Raw genomic sequence first — 16707 nt, 5'->3', positions numbered from 1 at the left:
CACAGGGCCGGGTCAGGCCACAGGGGTTCCGGCCCACGGGGCGAGCGCCGTGTAGGCCGGCCGCCACTGGTGCTCGTAGGCATGGCGTGCAGGCCCGGGCAGGGGGGCCAGCACCTTCGTGATCGTCCTCTCGTCGGCGTCGTCCAGGAGCCAGGGCAGGAGCCGGGGCGCGTCGGGGCCGATCCGCTGGGCGTGGACCTGGCCGAAGTGGGCCCACTGCACCGGCGTGACGACCTCTTGGACGAGCGGAAGCGCTGCTTCCTCCTCGTGCGCGAGGTGCCCGGTCAGGCCCGTGACCAGGGAGTCCGCGAGGTCGCCGACCAGGTTAGGCGTCGTTCCCGGGTCCGCCAGGGCCTTGTCGAGCGCTTCGACCAGCGGATCGAGGGCCGCGTGCTCGGCCTCCATCGCCTCCAGGAGGGCGAGGTCGTCGGGCCTCCCGGTGAGGTTGCCGCGCAAGGCCGGCCACAGGACGTCGTCCTCGGCGCGGTGGTGGACATGCAGAGCCACCTTGAGAAGGTCCCAGCCCGCGGCGGCACGCAGGGCCTCGCCCGGGTGGCGATCGGCGCGCGAGGTGATGCGGGCGACGTGCTGGAGGTCGCGCCGAAGCGCGTGGTGCATCGCGTACATCACGGTCATGTCGAGCCGGTCGTTCATCGTGTCCTCGTTCCTTGCTCGTGACCGCGCCCGTGTCCCGTCGGCCAGCTCAGCCCCCAGGTGGTGCCCGCGGGGCGGGTGACCGCTTCCGCCAGACGCATCGTCGCCCGCTCGGCGTCGGTGAAGAAGGGCGCCTTGCCGGTTGGGAGCACGACAGCCAGGTCCTTCATACGTGTCTGCATGGTGAAATCTCCTGTGAGCAGGCGCCGTTCGGCGCGTCGCTCTCCGGTGGCTTCAAGGCTCCCTCGGGGCGGTGGACGTGATCAATGCCGGATCTGGAATGGCCCCGATAACCGGAGGGTTATGTCGGGGAACGTGAGGACGCGGGGGGCATCGTGGAAGTACGGGACATCGAGATCTTTCTGACGCTCACAGAGGAACTGCACTTCGGGCGTACCGCCGCGCGGCTGCGCGTGAGTCAGGCGCGTGTGAGTCAGGCGATCAAGCAGCAGGAACGCCGCCTCGGCGGCGAGCTGTTCGACCGCTCCAGCCGTCGCGACATCCGATTGACACCGCTGGGCCAACTCCTGCGAGACGATCTGAAGCCGGTGTACGCGAATCTGCTGGCGAGCTTGGAACGGGCCCGGCTCGCAGCTCAGGGCGTCACCGCCACGCTGCGCATCGGCATGATGCCCTTCAACCTGCCTGATCTGCACCCCCATTGGCGAGTCTTCCGGACTCGCCACCCCCAATGGCAGCTTCAGGTGCGCCAAGCCCCCTACGTCGATCCGTTCGGCCGGCTCCGCGCCGGGGAGATGGACGTCCTGGTCGCCTGGCTGCCCGTGGAGGAACCCGACCTCACCGTGGGCCCGATCCTGTTCCGCGACCCGCGCGTGCTCGCCGTCTCCAGCGACCACGAGTTGGCGGAACGATCCTCCGTATCGCTGGAGGCGGTCGCCGACTTCCCGCATGCCACGGCCCCCCAGATGCTGGACTACTGGGAGGACGCGTACCTGCCCTTCCAGACCCCCCAAGGCAGATCCATCGAACGCGTCGACACCGTCACCACCCCCGACGCCCTGATCAATCTCGTCGGCACCGGCGAGATCGTCCACACGTTCCCTGCCCACGTCACCAAGTACTGGGCCATGTCCCACATCCGGTGGCTGCCGCTCCCCGACATGCCGGCCCTGCCGTACGCCCTGGTGTGGCGCAGCGAGACCGAGAACGACCTCATTCGCGCCTTCGCGGAGGTGGTGCGCAGCCTCGGTATGTCTCGTCTGTGAATGGCCGGGTACAGAGGAGCGAGGTCCGAATTCCGCCAGCGCGCAGGGTCGCGGGCGCGTGACGCCGGGGCCGCCTCGCCGTCGTCGTGCCGCCTCGTCCCGAGCGCTTCGACGTGCGTCTTACGACCCCGGCTGAGGGTCGGCCTGCCGAAGTCGTTCAGGTTCTACGACCTTCGCCACACAGGGCACACCCTGTCGACGCGGGCCGGAGCGACGCTGAAGGACACGATGGTGCGGATCGGCCAGTCCTCAGAGAAGGCGGGAGGTCGCCGACGGGCTGGACGAGATGGTGCGCGTCGCCCGCGAAAAGGCCGCTGAGCAGGCCGCGCAGGAGCCAAGTGGTGGGGGGCGCCTGAGTCGGTCTAGACAGCGACGAAGGCCCAGGTCGCTGACCTGGGCCTTCTTTGAAGAGCGGATGACGGGAATCGAACCCGCGCTCTGAGCTTGGGAAGCTGAGGTGATCTAGGAGCGGGAGCCCTACTGACCTGCGGCGGAGCGATGTCAGCCCATGGGGGCGGTCGCCTGATTCCCCGGAGTTCCCCGCGGTTCCCCGCACGATCTGGCACCGATCTGGCACGACCTTGTCGTCTCGGCTGGTCGGTTGTCGTCGTTGGCGTATTTAGTTGCTGTGCGCAGAGCCTGATTCACGTATGCGCCACTCAGCGTAGCGTCGATAAGAGCACAGAATGCACTTGCGTCTCGTCCACCTCAACGGGTTTGCAGCCGAAGCTCACCTCTTGGCAGAGAGCCCTTACTGCACGGACACTATGGCAGGGGGTCAGCATGTACAACGCCTTGTCGCTTGCCATTTCCCTAGTGGCCTTGGGGCTTTCAGGATTTTTCACGCTTCGGCAAATACGTCAGGCGCGCTCAACCAGCCATATGACCATGCTTCTTGAGGTGGCCCTCCATAATATCCGCGATAAAGACTTCCAAAGTGATCAGCATTACGTACTAACACGACTTGCGCAGGAACATGCGCCCGCAGCCGGCATGGATGCGCTTCCCGAACCAGCGCTTACCATGACACGCAACGTCGCCTTCAGCTATGAGTACATCGGAGCAATGGTTGCTCTTGGAATGGTCGACTCAAGTCTGGCACTGAGTGTCTTTCACTTCCGGGTCAGGCAAGTATGGACCGCACTGGAACCTTATGTGCGCGCGGAGCGGGAGATAAGGAATGCTCCCTTCCTGCCCTTCTTTGAGCACCTCTACCTGGTGTCTTGCGCTAACCCCACCGCGAAGTTCTTGCGCTCTCTCGGCCTACGCAACACTGACGGTTACTCACCGGACGCGTGATCCAGTACCCCTCCGGTCTGCCTCCGGAGGCCCGTTGAGATTTGGGCAACGCAGCAGGTCGTATCCCTGTAGATGATGGATCAGGTGGGAGCAGCCCACGGATAGTCCACGGCTGGCTGAGCGCCGCTTTAGGAGGTCGATCCGGCCCCGCTTCGGCTGCGGTCAGCGGCTGGTGGGACGGCCGGGCACAGTCGCTGGTGTACGCCCCCGTCCGGCGTCGTTGATGTCAGCCGTGGATGTCAGAAGCCGGAAATTGCGGGCGTCGCTACGGCGACGGGAGCGGTTTCGGCGCCTAGCGTGACGCCAGGCTACCCAGCTCCGGGGAGGGCCAGCCCATGCCGTTGCAGTACGCCTCAATGCTTACCGCCAGCGGCAGAGGCCGAACTAACCTTTATCCGTTGCCTCACGCTGCCAGGACAGATCTACCTCGAAAGCCTCTGGTTTCCTGCCCACGTTCTGCACCGGGACAGGCGCGTCTAGTTCACCGCGGATTATTTCTTCATGGAACGCTTTGGCCAATGTGTCCCAACGTGTCGCCAACTGCGCACAGAAGCGCCATATCGTCTGGCTTTGGGATGATCATCTACGGCTCCGCTCTCCTGGGATCGGTTCTTGGCAACCCGAAGAACTGGGTGGGTGGCGTCCTCGCTATCACGATGATCGTCGCCGCTGTGCATGCTGCCATCCTCGATGCGGACTGGAAGCCGGGCCGGTAACAGCCGAGACAGCAGCGTCCGCCCTCATGCCACAGAGAAGCGGGAGCGTCTGAGAGCAATGGACCGCCGGAGGAAGGTCGGACGGTCCACTTGCTGTGCCCTTCTGAGGAGAGCGCGCCATGCGGTTTCGCGAGGGCATACCGCCTCTGGGTGAAGTCCCGGACGACGTACGGGAGATTGCCAAGCAGCTGCGGGAGTTCGTGACGGCCGCCGGCTTCCGGACGTTCCGAGAGCTTTCCGATGAGACTCGATACATCGAGAAGGAATTGCAGCGACGCAATAAAGAGCCAATTCGAGGAAATGGGATTTCTAAATCGACTGCCGCCGCCGCATGCCAGGGCAGACAAGCACCCTCGGAAAAAACCGTGTACCTTATCGCCTTGGCTTGCCTAAGAAAGCACCCGGCACTCCAGGAAAGCCTTGCGGCATGCATCAATCAGGGCAAGAGAGCGCGCCAAATCCCAACGGCAACACAGGCGTTCAGTCACAACAAAGAAAGAGTCACCGCCGAAGGTTAAGGACTCCCAAAGGGCGGCCGTCCTAACTGGGCAAGGATGGGTCATTTCCCTGCGGAAATTCTACCCTCGCTACAAGTTGGTGAACCTGTACGGGTCCATACAACCGATCACGGTGTTCCCTGCCAAGAGGGAACAATGGAACGATCTAGAGGCTTGCGTCGGCAACCTGACAAATCAAACGATTCCGGGGCACGATGTCTATGCCGATGAGGCTGAAGAGTTCGATCCGTCCGGCCGCGCCGAATTCGATGAGCACGTTGCAACAACTATACCTAAGCGGAAATGGAACGGTCCAACATTTGCACTCCAGCGCCTTTCTTTCCCTGACGGGAAAGCGAAGATTGATTGCAAGCTGGGGCGCTACTACGTATCGCTTGTTACCTCTGAAGCGTGCGATATGGAGCTGATGCGCGCCTTGGCGCCACAGCCCGACGGTCCGGTCCCGCTGTCAGAGTTGCCGCGTAGGAGTTGGGCCCATAACAAGGCTGGTGATCCCGTGGTCAACGGAAGCGGACGGTCGGCCGCCGTCGCAGTCGCAACAGTAATCCTCAAAGCGGCGGAAGGCGGGGGCTACGACATCTTGCTTAATCCGCGCTCTGGAGAAGTCGCAACGCATCAGTTCTTTAATCACGTAGCTCCGTCCGGAATATTCTCCCCGCTCGATGTGAACCCCCCCACCTTCCATAAAGAATTCTCGGTCCACAGAAACTTCTTCCGAGAGTATATCGAAGAGTTGTATTCGGTTGACGAGTACGAGATTGGAACCAAGCCGCATCACGACGTGGAGGAAGAGCCGGAGATTGTGCAGCTAATAGAGGCCCTGAATGCAGGAGTGGCCAGCCTTTACTACACCGGAATATCCGTTAACCTTCTGAACCTGCGACCGGAAATATGCACGCTTCTTTTCATTCGTGATCCCGATTGGTATAGGCGGGAGCTCGCGGAGGCGGATAAGAGTGGGCGCCCCTGGCGCATGGCATGGGAATGGCTAGGTCGAGAGAATGAATATCGGCTTCCGTCCGGACGGCAGCATCAATATCTCTTCCCTTTGAATGAGAACTTTGAACCGCGCATCCCGCATGAGCCGATGCTGCGGCCAGCCGCTCTCATTCCGAATGCGGCTGCCGCGATTGACCTTGCTCTACGCGTAGTCAAGTGAAACGGCTCCGTATACGCGCCAAGCTTCTCGAGATCAAGGCTGGTTCAGGTATGCCTGCGCCCGGCCGATGAACTGTCCGGCTGCCACGCCAGCGGCTTCTTGAGCTGCTACAGCAGCCTGTCGTTGCTCGCCGCCCTCTTCGCCCTGCGCGACAACGTCCCCGAAGGTCCGAAGTGCGATCCACCAAGTCCTCGTGGTGTCCTCGATCGCTCCGACGGCATCCGCTAGCTGATTAGGTCCCTCAAGGATCACAGCGAATGTCGCTGCTGACTCTGCGGGTGTACGCCCATCTCATGCCGAGCAGCCGCCAGCGCACCCGAAAAGCCGTGGCTGCCGTCTTCGAGGGCGCATACGCTCCCGTGCGCTGAGGCAGGAGGGCGAGATGTCCGACGAGGAGTCCACCGAGTACTACACGCTGCTCTGCGACGACCTGTCCCACGAGGTGGTGCTCGTCGACTGTGGGCCCCGCGAGATGGATGTGATCCTGGCAGTGCGCAAGGTGACCGGGCAGAGCTTGTGGCACAGCCGGGTCCTGGCGCGCCAAGCGCCCGTCACCCTCCTTGGGGGTCTGTCTGCGTACAGGGCCCAGTCCGCTGTCGCTTTGCTCCGCAGCGCCGGAGCCAGAGCGGAGTGGAGAGAGGAGCCGGAGCCCGGAGAGCGCACGGCCCCATCGCCCTGACGGCCCGGAGACGGCCCAGAGGCAGCGAAAAGCCCCCTCCCGGCGGAGAACCCGCAGGCAGGGGGCTTCTTCAGCGCTGCTTACTTCTTCTTGCCCTGGTTCTTGACCGCCTCGATGGCCGCTGCCGCCGCCTCGGGGTCCAGGTACGTGCCGCCCGGGTTCAGGGGCTTGAAGTCGGCGTCGAGCTCGTAGGAGAGCGGGATGCCGGTGGGGATGTTGAGGCCGGCGATGTCCGCGTCGGAGATGCCGTCCAGGTGCTTGACCAGGGCGCGGAGCGAGTTGCCGTGGGCCGCGACCAGGACCGTGCGGCCGGTCAGCAGGTCGGGGACGATCGCGTCGAACCAGTACGGGAGCATGCGGACGACGACGTCCTTCAGGCACTCCGTGCGCGGGCGCAGCTCCGGCGGGAGGGTCGCGTAGCGCGCGTCGGAGAACTGGGAGTACTCGGCGTCGACGTCGAGCGGCGGGGGCGGGGTGTCGTAGGACCGGCGCCACAGCATGAACTGCTCCTCGCCGAACTCGGCGAGCGTCTGGGCCTTGTCCTTGCCCTGCAGGGCGCCGTAGTGGCGCTCGTTCAGGCGCCACGAGCGGTGGACCGGGATCCAGTGGCGGTCCGCGGACTCCAGCGCCAGCTGGGCCGTGCGGATCGCGCGCTTCTGGAGGGACGTGTGGACCACGTCGGGGAGGAGGTCGGCGTCCTTCAGGAGCTCGCCACCGCGGACTGCCTCCTTCTCGCCCTTCTCGTTGAGATTGACGTCCACCCAGCCGGTGAACAGGTTCTTCGCGTTCCACTCGCTCTCGCCGTGGCGGAGGAGGATCAGCTTGTACGGTGCGTCGGCCATGCCTCAGAGCGTAATCCACGCTTTCGCCCGTTCGCGTGGCTGCCCGGCAGGCGGACGTTTGACTGAATCTGCTAATTGAGTGGTCCCCGTCAACCGGCGCCTTGTAATTTGCGCTTACCACTAGCGCCGCTTACAGGCTGCTTGCAGGCTTCACGGCCGGCGCGCTGCTGACACCTGTTGCCTCCGGGGGATCCATGCCGTACGTCCTGTGTGCCCGACGTGCCGTCCGGGAGACGGTCTCGGGTCTGCCCCGCGAGTTCTGGTGGCTGTGGACCAGCACGCTGGTCAACCGGCTCGGTGCCTTCGTCGCCACCTTCATGGCGCTGTACCTGACCCTCGACCGCGGCTACTCCGCCACGTACGCCGGTCTGGTCGCCGCCCTGCACGGGCTCGGCGGGGTGATCTCCTCGCTGGGCGGCGGGGTGATGGCGGACCGGCTGGGCCGGCGGCCCACGCTGCTGATCGCGCAGGCCTCGACCGCCGTGTCCGTGGCGCTGCTGGGGTTCGTGCACGACCCGGTCGCGATCGCAGGGGTCGCCTTCCTGGTCGGCATGGCGAGCAACGCCTCGCGGCCCGCCGTGCAGGCGATGATGGCGGACATCGTCCGGCCCGAGGACCGGATCCGCGCCTTCTCCCTCAACTACTGGGCCATCAACCTCGGCTTCGCCGTCTCCTCCATGGCCGCCGGGTTCATCGCCGAGGTCAGCTACCGGGCCGGGTTCCTGATCGAGGCGGGGATGACGATGGTCTGCGCGATCCTCGTCTTCATGCGGCTGCCGGAGTCCAAGCCCGCCGGGCCGGCAGTGCAGCCCGCCGGGCCGGCGGTACGGGCCGCCGGGCCGGACGACTCCGTGAGCCTGGGCACCGTACTGCGCGACGGGCGGTTCATGAGCGTCGTCGGGCTGTCCTTCCTGATCGCGCTGATCTTCCAGCAGGGGTCGGTGGGGCTGCCGGTGGCGATGGGCGAGGCCGGTTTCACCCCGGCCGAGTACGGCATGGCGATCGCCGTGAACGGCGTGCTGATCGTCGTCCTCCAGATCCCGGTCACCCGCTTCATCGAACACCGGGATCCCCGTCGGCTGCTGGTCGTCTCGTCCGTCCTTGCGGGGTACGGCTTCGCGCTGACCGCCTTCGCGGGGTCGGTGGGGGTCATCGCGCTCACCGTGTGCGTGTGGACGCTGGCGGAGATCGTCAACGCGCCCACGCAGACGGGTCTCGTCGTACGGCTGTCCCCGGTGCACGGACGCGGCCGCTACCAGGGCATGTACACGATGTCCTGGTCCGTGGCCGCCCTCGTCGCCCCGCTGCTGTCCGGGCTGGTCATCGACCGGTTCGGGGCGGAATGGCTGTGGGGGTCGTGCGCGGTGCTGGGGACGGTGGCCGGGGCGGGGTACGCCGTGTTGATGCGGCGGGTCGCGGAGGACGGGGAGAAGGCGGAAGCGGCGGACGGCCTCCGGGCGCTGCCGGCCGGGCCCAGCAGGGACGCACGAAGGAGCGGGACGCCGTGAGCACGCGCCACCCCGAGCGCCACACCGCACGCCTGCGCCTGCGTCAGTGGAGCGGGGCGGACCTGGACGCCCTCGCGGAGATGGACGCCGATCCGGAGGTCATGCGGTACATCGGGGACGGATCGCCCAGCACCCGTGAGCGGACCGTCGCGGCATGGGCCCGGATGCGGGCGGCCTGGGACGAGCGGGGCTACGGCCTGTTCGCCGCCGAGGAGAGGGCGACCGGCGAGCTGGTGGGCTGGGCGGGGCTGGCCGTTCCGGCCTTCCTCCCCGAGGTCATGCCGGCGGTGGAGATCGGATGGCGGCTACGGCGCCGCTCCTGGGGCCGGGGCTACGCGACGGAAGCCGCACGCGAGGTCCTGGCGTTCGCCTTCGGCGAGGCGGAGGCGGACGCAGAGGCGGAGGCGGACGCCAACCTGGAACGCGTGGTCAGCATCTGCCACGTCGACAACCACGCCTCGCTCCGCGTCATGGCCAAGCTCGGGATGACGTACGACCGCACCACGCGCGTCCCCTCCCACGGGCAGCCGGTCCGGGTCATGGCGATCACACGGGAGGAGTACCGCTCCTCGGCGTGACGGCGGCGTGACCTCCTGGTCCGTCCCCCCATCGCTGCGGCGTGCCGCGCGGCCGGCGCTGGCAGGTCTCCTCCTGGCCATCGACGAAGCCCGGTCGTCGGTTGGGTCCCGGACGACTTCTCCGGGCCGCCCCCGTACAGGCCGGGGATGCAACCATTCCCTGCGGAGCTGGAACCCCCGGAAGCCGGCCGCGCGCTCGCGACCATATCCCCGGGCACTGACAACACCGCGCGCACGCGGCCGCCCTACCCGTCCACGAAACCGAGCTCCGTGTCCGGCCGGCACTGCGGGCAGGCCTTGACCCCTTCCGCGAGTGCGCGCCGGGCATGGTCGCGGTCGACGCCCTTGCTGCGCCGGCCCGCGTTCCAGCAGCCGCCGACGTGGACGTACACGGCCTCCTGTCCGGACAGGCCGCGTTCGATCAGCCAGTCCGGCGCGGGCGGCCGGGACAGCAGACCGTGCCGGCGTTCGGCCTGGCGGCGTTCCTCGTCTGCGATCCATCGGCGGGTGCGTGCCAGGTCGCGTTCCTGCACGCGCTCCAGGAAGCGGAGCAGCGCGAGCCGCGACTCTGGATCGTTCATGCGTTCGATTCTAGGATCGATGTCGCCTCCCGGCCCACCCCGGACCACCAGCGGGGGCGGCACCGCTTACCTCCGACGTAATCGACGCTCCCCCGGCGCCCCGGCAGGCTGGGACCCATGACACCCGCCGACACCACTGAAGCCACCCGCCTCGCCGTCCAGAAGTTCCTCGGACTCCGGGTCGCCGGTGACACCGAGGGGCTCACCGCGCTCTTCGCCGACGAGGTCGACTGGATGCTCGCCGACAACCCCGGCGTCCCCTGGATCCGGCCGCGGTCCACCGCCGCCGAATGTGCGGCACAGGCCGACGAACTGGGCCGGTACACCGTGCCGGAGGACGCTCGCGCGTCCGTGGACACCGTCCTCGTCGACGGGACCGACGCCGTTCTGATGGGTCAGCTCTCCGGGACCGTCCGGGCGACCGGGAAGTCCTTCTCGGGGCCGTTCGCGCTGCGGCTCACCGTCGAGGACGGGCGGATCACCCGGCACCACCTCTACGAGAACAGCCTGTCGATCGCCGAGGCCTGCGCCCCGTGACCGCGCCTACCTCCGCGCGGAGTCCGGCCACCGGCGCCTGCCGCGCGGGTCCCTCCGTGAGCCTCAGTCCCGTCGCACCAGCCGCCAGTACTGCCGCTTCTCCTCGTCCCGTACGACCACCCCGAGCCGCAGCAGCTCGTCGCGCAACTCCCGGGCGTCCCTGGCGTCGTCCTCGTGTTTGCGGGCCTGCGCGCGGGCCCGCAGCAGGGCGTCCGCGCCCGGCGGCAGGCCGGGGGTGCCGGGCACCCAGCGGCGGAACTCGGCGCGGTACGGGTCCTGCTGCGCCCACTCGTACCCGTGTTCCGCCAGGGCGTCCGCGAGGCGTTGCCAGGGCAGGCCGCAGCGTTCCCTTGCCCGTTCCATGCCGTCCGGGCCGAGCAGCACGAGCTGCTTGCCGTCCCGGAACAGCACGGAGATCTCCTCGCGGGTGAACTCCTGGGAGCTGTCCCGGACGGTCAGGGTCACATGGGTGTCGCAGACGCGGACGGACAGCGACTCGTGCACCGCCGTGAAGCCGAGCAGCAGGCCGCCGAGCACACCCACCGCGATCGTGCCGAGGGTGAGGGCGGGTTCCGGGACCGAGGTCAGCAGCTCGGCCGGGCCTTCGAGCGGCGCCCACGGCAGGGTGAGCAGCAGACGGGCGAGGAGTGGGAGCAGGGCGCCGGCCACGGCACCGCAGGCGACGCAGAAGAGCACGATGGCCCAGGCCGATTCGGCGAGTTCCGCCGTATCGCCCGCCCGCGGCCGGGGGCTCTTGCGCAGGGACACGTTCCTGGCTTCCTCCATGGAACGAGTCTCGGGAAGAGCCGTCCGCCCTGTCATCAGCCGTTGGTCTACGTGCCTGCGACTTTGGTCTCACGGATGCATCCGCGCTCCCTTGACCACCTTGTCCACCGCGTTCTTCGGGCCGTAGACCGCGAGCCCGGCCAGGTCCAGGTCGGCGGTCGGCACGGCCCGTACGGCGGCGCGGTTGTCGCGGTCGTTGCCCGTGGCGAAGAGGTCGGAGGTGAAGACCGCGCGGGGCAGGGCGCGGGAGAGGGCCCGGGTGTGGGCGGTGGCCAGGGTTTCCTTGCCGGCCTCGAAGACCATGACGGGCTGGCGGAACATGGGGAGGTAGGGCACGCCGTCCGCGTCCTCATACGGTTCGCCGATCACCTCGGGAAGCTGCGTTCCCAGGCCGCTGACCAGGAACGACGTCACATTCAGGCGCTGCCAGGGCTCCAGGTCGGCGCGCAGCAGCACGGCGATCTTCGTGTCGAAGCGGATCGGCTCGGGCCGCGGGGGATCGGTGATGGTGTTCATGATCCGAGCGTGCCGGGCAGTCCCCGCCGAGGTCTTGTACGTTCTTTGCATGGCCTCCCAGCCCGCCCGGATCGTGTCCGCCTGGCGGCCCGCCGTCCCGGGTGTCGTCGAGGTCTTCCACGCCCGGTTCACCGAGTACGCGTATCCGATGCACGTCCACGACGCGTGGACGCTGCTGATCGTCGACACCGGAGCCGTGCGCTACGACCTCGACCGGCACGAGCACGGCACCCCGCACGACACCGTGTCGCTGCTGCCGCCGCATGTGCCGCACAACGGCTCCCCCGTCACCCCGGAGGGCTTCCGCAAGCGGGTGCTGTACCTCGACGCGACGCATCTGGGCGACGAGTTGATCGGGGCCGCCGTCGACCGGCCCGATCTGCGCGATCCGCTGCTGCGGCGGCGCGTGGGGCAGTTGCACGGCACGCTGGGGCGGCCCGGCGAGGAACTGGAGGCCGAGAGCAGGCTGTTGTTCGTCGGGGAGCGGTTGCGCGGGCATCTGCGGGGCGATCCCGCCGCCCCCCGGCCCGCCGATCCCGTTCTGGCGCGGCGGCTGCGCGAGTTGCTGGACGAGCGGATCGTCGAGGGCGTCGCCCTGCGGGAGGCCGCCGGGCTGCTCGGGGCCCATCCCGCCCATCTGGTCCGGGCGTTCAGCACGGCCTACGGCATCGCCCCCCACCAGTACCTGACGTCCCTGCGCGTGGGGCGCGCCCGGCGGCTGCTCCTGGAGGGGCGCTCACCGGGCGACGCGGCGGTGGCGGCCGGGTTCTACGACCAGTCCCACCTCACCCGGCACTTCCGGAAGCTGGTGGGGGTGCCACCGGGGCGTTACCGGGCGGACACCCTCTAGCGCTCGGGGCGCTGGGTGAGGTGCGCGAACGCGTCCAGATTGCGGGTGGACTCGCCCCGCGAGACCCGCCACTCGTACTCCTTGCGGATCGCCGAGGCGAAACCCAGCTCCAGCAGGGAGTTGAAGGCGCCGTCGGAGGCCTCCAGGACCTGGCCGAGCAGGCGGTCGAGCTCGTCGGCGGTGACCGCCGGCAGGGAGAGACGGCCGGTGACGTAGACGTCGCCGTGCTGGTCGACGGCGTAACTCACCCCGTAGAGCTTGAGGTTGCGTTCCAGGAGCCAGCGGTGGACGCCCTGCTCGTTCTCGTCGGGGTGGCGGATGACGAAGGCGTTCAGCGACAGGGAGTGGCGGCCGACGATCAGGGAGAGCGTCGTCTTCAGCTTGCGGGTGCCGGGGAGCTGCGCGACGTAGGTGCCGGGCCGGGGGCTCTCCCACTCCAGGTCGGCGTCCTTCAGGACGGTCTCGATGACCTGGGCCGCGCGCTGTTCCTGATCGGTTTCAGCCATGCAGCGAGCGTACGCGACGGCGGTGTGCCTGCATCGCGGCCGTGTAGACGTCCGCCGTGGCTGCGGCCGCCGTGTCCCAGCCGAAGGACTGGGCGTGCCGGGCGGCCTGACCGCCGAGCCGGGGCACCAGTTGCGGGTCGTCGGCGAAGTGGCCCAGCACGCGCGCGTAGTCGGCGGGGTTGTGGCCCTGGACGAGGAAGCCGGTGTGCCCGTCGCGCACGGCGACCGGCAGGCCCCCGACCGACGCGGCCAGCACCGGGGTGCCCGCCGCCTGGGCCTCTATGGCGACCAGTCCGAAGGACTCGCTGTAGGACGGCATGACCAGCACGGAGGCGGCGCGGAACCAGTCCGCCAGCTGCTCCTGGCCGACCGGCGGGCGGAACCGTACGACGTCGGCGATGCCCAGGCGCGCGGCGAGCTTCTGCAGGCCCTCCGGCTTGGCGAGGCCGCTGCCGGAGGGGCCGCCGACGACGGGCACGAGGATGCGCGAGCGCAGTTCGGGGCGCTGGCCGAGGAGGACGGCGACGGCGCGCAGCAGCACGTCCGGGGCCTTCAGGGGCTGGATGCGCCCGGCGAAGAGCGGGATCAGCGCGTCCTGGGGCAGGCCGAGGCGGGCCCGGGCGGCGGCGCGGCCGTCGGCGGGCGAGAAGCGGCCGAGGTTCACGCCGGGGTGGACCACGGCGACCTTGTCGGTCTCGGCCGCGTAGTGCCGGACCAGCTCGTCGGCCTCTTCGGTGGTGTTGGCGATGAGCCGGTCGGCGGCGGCGACGATCTGCGTCTCGCCGATCACGCGGGCGGCCGGTTCGGGGGTGTCGCCGTCGGCCAGGTTGGCGTTCTTGACCTTGGCCATGGTGTGCATGGCGTGCACCAGGGGGACGCCCCAGCGCTGGGCGGCGAGCCAGCCGACGTGGCCGGAGAGCCAGTAGTGGGAGTGCACCAGGTCGTAGTGGCCGGGGCGGTGGTGGGCCCAGGCCTGCATGACACCGTGGGTGAAGGCGCACAGCTGGGCGGGGAGGTCCTCCTTGTGGAGGCCCTCGTAGGGACCGGCGTCGACGTGCCGGACGAGGACGCCCGGGGCCAGCTCCACGGTCGCGGGGAGGGCCGCCGCGGTCGCGCGTGTGAAGATCTCGACCTCGACGCCGTGCGCGGCGAGGCGCTGGGCCAGCTCCACGATGTAGACGTTCATGCCGCCGGCGTCGCCGGTGCCCGGCTGGTGGAGCGGGGAGGTGTGCACGGAGAGCATGGCGACGCGGCGGGGCCTGCGGTGCAGCCGGAGGCGGGCGGGCGATGACGTGGCGCGCCGGCCGAGCCTGCCGATGTACTGGCTCACGTGGCGTTCCTCCTCGCTCCGGGCATGCCTTCCGCAGGGCGCACGCTGCCCTCCGACGGAGTCCAACACCGGAAGCAGGTGCTCCATTTCCCGATTCGGCAGTTTTACCGAATCATTACCGCCTGTCGCTCAACCGTTCGAGGGCGTCTGCTACTGGCACCCCGCCCAGCGGCGGCGGCACCTCGCCCCCTGACCGGGCCGGAGGCCGCTTAACCTCGTACGTATGACACCCCGCGCAGCGACCCGACCCCTGGGCACGGTGACGCGCGGGACGACCAACCCCAACCGGCTGCGCCGCATGGACCGCTGGATCGTGGCCACGCACGGCGCCGAGCTGCGCCGCGCCACCGATTCCGTCTCGGTCGACCTCGGGTACGGCGCCGCCCCCTGGACGGCCGTCGAACTGCTCCAGCGCCTGCGTACGGTCGCGCCACGCGCGCGAGTGGTGGGCGTGGAGATCGAACCGGCCCGGGTCGCGGCGGCGCTGCCCTATGAGCGGCCGGGGCTCGTCTTCCGGCACGGCGGCTTCGAGATCCCGATCCCGCAGCGGCCCCTGCTCGTCCGCGCGGCGAACGTGCTGCGGCAGTACGAGGAGGGCGAGGTCGCGGCCGTGTGGCAGCGGCTGTGCGCGCGGCTCGCACCGGCCGACCCGGCGACCGGGTCGCGCGGCGGCCTGCTGGTCGAGGGGACCTGCGACGAGATCGGGCGCCGGCACGTCTGGGTCGCGCTCGGCCCGGAGGGTCCGCGCACGGTCACCTTCGCGACCCGGCTGGGCTCCCTGGAGCGTCCCTCGGACCTGGCGGAACGGCTGCCGAAGGCGCTCATCCACCGCAATGTCCCGGGCGAGCCGGTGCACGCCTTCCTGCGCGACTTCGACCGCGCCTGGGCGGCCGCCGCCCCCTACGCCTCCTACGGCGCCCGGCAGCGCTGGATGCGCGCGGTCCGGGACCTGACGGCCGACTGGCCGGTGACGGACGGGCCGGTGCGGTGGCGGCAGGGCGAAGTGACCGTGCGCTGGGAGGCATTGGCCCCGGGCGCCTGACTTCTCCGGTCCGGGCGCGGTCCGTTGCGGTCAGGGCGGAGGCTGTTGCCGTTCGGACGGGGGCCGATGGAACGATCTCTTTGAGTCGTTCGTCACACAGACCGGGGAGATCGCATGCCGGGGGCATAGCGGCGAGGGGGCGGCGGGAAGTACTACCCCTGTCGCTTTCCCGGCCGACATGGCAGCATCCCCGAACGAACCGCAAGTTACTGACGGTTAATCAGTTTGGGGGCTGAGGTATGGGAACGGGCAAGCGCGGCCTGATCGCGACGGCGGTGGCCGTGGTCTGCGCGGTCACGGTGCTGGCCGCACCGGGCACGGCGTTCGCGAACCCCACCCCCTCCCCCACCCCGAGCGCGGCCCCGGCCCTCGCGGCCGGCAAGGACCTCGAAGCCGTCCGCAGGAAGCTGGACAAGCTCTACCGCGCGGCGGCCCGCGCCACCGACGAGTACAACGCCGCCGAGGAGAAGGCGGACAAGCAGTCCGCCGAGGTCGTCGAGCTGGCCAAGAAGATCGTCAAGGGCCAGGAGAAGCTCCGGAAACTGAAGGACCGCGCGGGCGCCGCGGCCGCCGCCCAGTACCGCGGGGGCGGGCTGCCGCCCGAGGCCCACCTGGTGCTGAGCGACACCCCGCAGGACTTCCTCGACGGCGCCGGCCGGGTCCGCGAGGGCCACCACGCGACGAAGGGCCTGCTCGGCGAACTGACCCGCACCCAGGAGGACTTGGAGCAGTACGCCAAGGACGCCTCCGCGCAGTGGAAGAAGCTGGAAGCGGGCCGCAAGGCCAAGGCCGCCGCACAGAAGAAGATCGAGAAGCAGATCGCGCAGGCGGAGAAGCTCGAATCCGCGCTGCAGAAGGAGGAGCAGGAGCGCCTCGCCGAGCTGGAGAAGGAGGCGGCGAACAAGGCGCAGACCGCCTGGCTCGACTCCGGCATCCTCGACGAGATCGACGGAAAGGCCTCCGAGCAGGGCAAGAAGGCCGTGCAGTACGCCACGGCCCAGATCGGCAAGCCGTACCAGTGGGGCGCCGAGGGCCCGAAGACCTATGACTGCTCGGGGCTGACGTCACAGGCCTGGATATCCGCTGGGCGCGGCATCCCGCGCACCTCGCAGGAGCAGTGGAAGCGGCTGCCGCACATCGACATCCAGGACATGCGGCCCGGCGACCTCATCATCTACTTCGGTGACGCCAGCCATGTCGCGATGTACATCGGGGACGGGGCGATGGTGCACGCGCCGCGGCCCGGCCGCACCGTGACGATCGCCGGGGCCGGGACCATGCCCATCCTCGGCGTCGTCCGGCCCGACGCGGACACCGGCGCCAACTGATCGCCGACGGCGGCCCGAAGGCGGCGGCCCGAAGGCGGCGCACCGGATAGCG

19 protein-coding genes and 1 pseudogene are annotated in these 16707 nt (G+C 68.9%); 12 read left to right on the top strand and 8 right to left on the bottom strand.

The annotated features are described in order from the left end of the window. Positions 1–12: 12 nt before the first annotated feature. Positions 13–654, bottom strand: a complete 642-nt coding sequence (locus HNR57_RS18090; protein ID WP_184561045.1) for a hemerythrin domain-containing protein — start codon at positions 652–654, stop codon at positions 13–15. Next, a complete protein-coding gene (locus tag HNR57_RS18085) occupies positions 651–836 on the bottom strand; it encodes a hypothetical protein (RefSeq protein ID WP_184561044.1) in 186 nt (61 codons plus the stop codon). Before HNR57_RS18085 ends, HNR57_RS18090 begins: the two co-directional genes overlap by 4 nt. A gap of 153 nt (positions 837–989) precedes the next feature. On the opposite strand from HNR57_RS18085, the gene HNR57_RS18080 reads away from it, so the two are divergent. From HNR57_RS18080 to HNR57_RS18060, 6 genes and pseudogenes are all read left to right on the top strand, one after another. Continuing rightward, entirely contained in the window at positions 990–1880 is an 891-nt protein-coding gene (locus HNR57_RS18080) for a LysR family transcriptional regulator (protein ID WP_184561043.1), read from the top strand. Positions 1881–2003: 123 nt separating this feature from the next. Further along, positions 2004–2322, top strand: a pseudogene (locus HNR57_RS39580) (hypothetical protein); the annotation flags it as partial. Positions 2323–2663: 341 nt separating this feature from the next. Next, the gene (locus HNR57_RS18075) at positions 2664–3179 is read left to right on the top strand and encodes a DUF4760 domain-containing protein (protein ID WP_184561042.1); all 516 of its coding nucleotides are present in this window, start codon (positions 2664–2666) and stop codon (positions 3177–3179) included. Between the two features lie 835 nt (positions 3180–4014). Then, positions 4015–4413: a hypothetical protein gene (locus HNR57_RS18070; protein ID WP_184561041.1), complete on the top strand. Its 399-nt coding sequence runs from the start codon at positions 4015–4017 to the stop codon at positions 4411–4413. A 76-nt stretch (positions 4414–4489) separates the two neighbouring features. Continuing rightward, complete coding sequence (locus HNR57_RS18065) at positions 4490–5572, top strand: hypothetical protein (protein ID WP_184561040.1); 1083 nt, start codon at positions 4490–4492, stop codon at positions 5570–5572. A 382-nt stretch (positions 5573–5954) separates the two neighbouring features. Continuing rightward, the gene (locus HNR57_RS18060; protein WP_184561039.1) at positions 5955–6251 is read left to right on the top strand and encodes a ribosomal protein L7/L12; all 297 of its coding nucleotides are present in this window, start codon (positions 5955–5957) and stop codon (positions 6249–6251) included. Positions 6252–6331: 80 nt separating this feature from the next. Here the strand turns inward: HNR57_RS18060 and HNR57_RS18055 are convergent, their stop codons facing one another. Then, the gene (locus HNR57_RS18055) at positions 6332–7093 is read right to left on the bottom strand and encodes a phosphoglyceromutase (protein ID WP_033312308.1); all 762 of its coding nucleotides are present in this window, start codon (positions 7091–7093) and stop codon (positions 6332–6334) included. A 194-nt stretch (positions 7094–7287) separates the two neighbouring features. Between HNR57_RS18055 and HNR57_RS18050 the strand changes: the two genes are divergently transcribed. Beyond that, entirely contained in the window at positions 7288–8601 is a 1314-nt protein-coding gene (locus tag HNR57_RS18050) for an MDR family MFS transporter (RefSeq protein ID WP_246554732.1), read from the top strand. Next, positions 8598–9179, top strand: coding sequence for a GNAT family N-acetyltransferase (locus tag HNR57_RS18045; protein ID WP_313674012.1), 582 nt, complete (start codon positions 8598–8600; stop codon positions 9177–9179). Before HNR57_RS18050 ends, HNR57_RS18045 begins: the two co-directional genes overlap by 4 nt. 245 nt (positions 9180–9424) lie before the next feature. Here HNR57_RS18045 and HNR57_RS18040 read toward each other — a convergent pair whose 3' ends face one another. Further along, a complete protein-coding gene (locus tag HNR57_RS18040) occupies positions 9425–9760 on the bottom strand; it encodes a DUF6233 domain-containing protein (RefSeq protein ID WP_184561037.1) in 336 nt (111 codons plus the stop codon). Between the two features lie 117 nt (positions 9761–9877). Between HNR57_RS18040 and HNR57_RS18035 the strand changes: the two genes are divergently transcribed. Beyond that, positions 9878–10297, top strand: a complete 420-nt coding sequence (locus HNR57_RS18035) for a nuclear transport factor 2 family protein (RefSeq protein WP_184561036.1) — start codon at positions 9878–9880, stop codon at positions 10295–10297. 63 nt (positions 10298–10360) lie between these two features. Here HNR57_RS18035 and HNR57_RS18030 read toward each other — a convergent pair whose 3' ends face one another. Next, on the bottom strand, positions 10361–11083 hold the full coding sequence (locus HNR57_RS18030; protein ID WP_184561035.1) for a YqeB family protein: 723 nt from the start codon (positions 11081–11083) through the stop codon (positions 10361–10363). 69 nt (positions 11084–11152) lie between these two features. Then, the gene (locus HNR57_RS18025) at positions 11153–11599 is read right to left on the bottom strand and encodes a PTH2-like family protein (RefSeq protein ID WP_184561034.1); all 447 of its coding nucleotides are present in this window, start codon (positions 11597–11599) and stop codon (positions 11153–11155) included. Between the two features lie 49 nt (positions 11600–11648). Here HNR57_RS18025 and HNR57_RS18020 point away from each other — a divergent pair, with 49 nt between their 5' ends. Beyond that, positions 11649–12449 carry a helix-turn-helix transcriptional regulator gene (locus HNR57_RS18020; RefSeq protein WP_184561033.1) on the top strand — a complete coding sequence of 267 codons (801 nt, stop codon included), beginning with the start codon at positions 11649–11651 and terminating at the stop codon, positions 12447–12449. On the opposite strand, the gene HNR57_RS18015 is transcribed toward HNR57_RS18020, so the two are convergent. Both HNR57_RS18015 and mshA read right to left on the bottom strand, forming a co-directional pair. Continuing rightward, positions 12446–12955, bottom strand: a complete 510-nt coding sequence (locus tag HNR57_RS18015) for a type III secretion system chaperone family protein (RefSeq protein ID WP_184561032.1) — start codon at positions 12953–12955, stop codon at positions 12446–12448. The two genes, HNR57_RS18020 and HNR57_RS18015, sit on opposite strands and share 4 nt — an antisense overlap. Next, on the bottom strand, positions 12948–14285 hold the full coding sequence (gene mshA, locus HNR57_RS18010) for a D-inositol-3-phosphate glycosyltransferase (protein WP_184561031.1): 1338 nt from the start codon (positions 14283–14285) through the stop codon (positions 12948–12950). Before mshA ends, HNR57_RS18015 begins: the two co-directional genes overlap by 8 nt. Positions 14286–14508: 223 nt before the next feature. Between mshA and HNR57_RS18005 the strand changes: the two genes are divergently transcribed. Both HNR57_RS18005 and HNR57_RS18000 read left to right on the top strand, forming a co-directional pair. Next, complete coding sequence (locus HNR57_RS18005; RefSeq protein ID WP_184561030.1) at positions 14509–15327, top strand: class I SAM-dependent methyltransferase; 819 nt, start codon at positions 14509–14511, stop codon at positions 15325–15327. Positions 15328–15566: 239 nt separating this feature from the next. Beyond that, entirely contained in the window at positions 15567–16655 is a 1089-nt protein-coding gene (locus tag HNR57_RS18000; protein ID WP_184561029.1) for a C40 family peptidase, read from the top strand. Positions 16656–16707: the final 52 nt, after the last annotated feature.

Origin of the sequence: Streptomyces paradoxus, assembly GCF_014202475.1 — a bacterium.
In the GTDB taxonomy this organism is placed as follows: Bacteria; Actinomycetota; Actinomycetes; order Streptomycetales; family Streptomycetaceae; genus Streptomyces; species Streptomyces paradoxus.
This window is presented reverse-complemented; position numbering and strand designations above follow the sequence as displayed.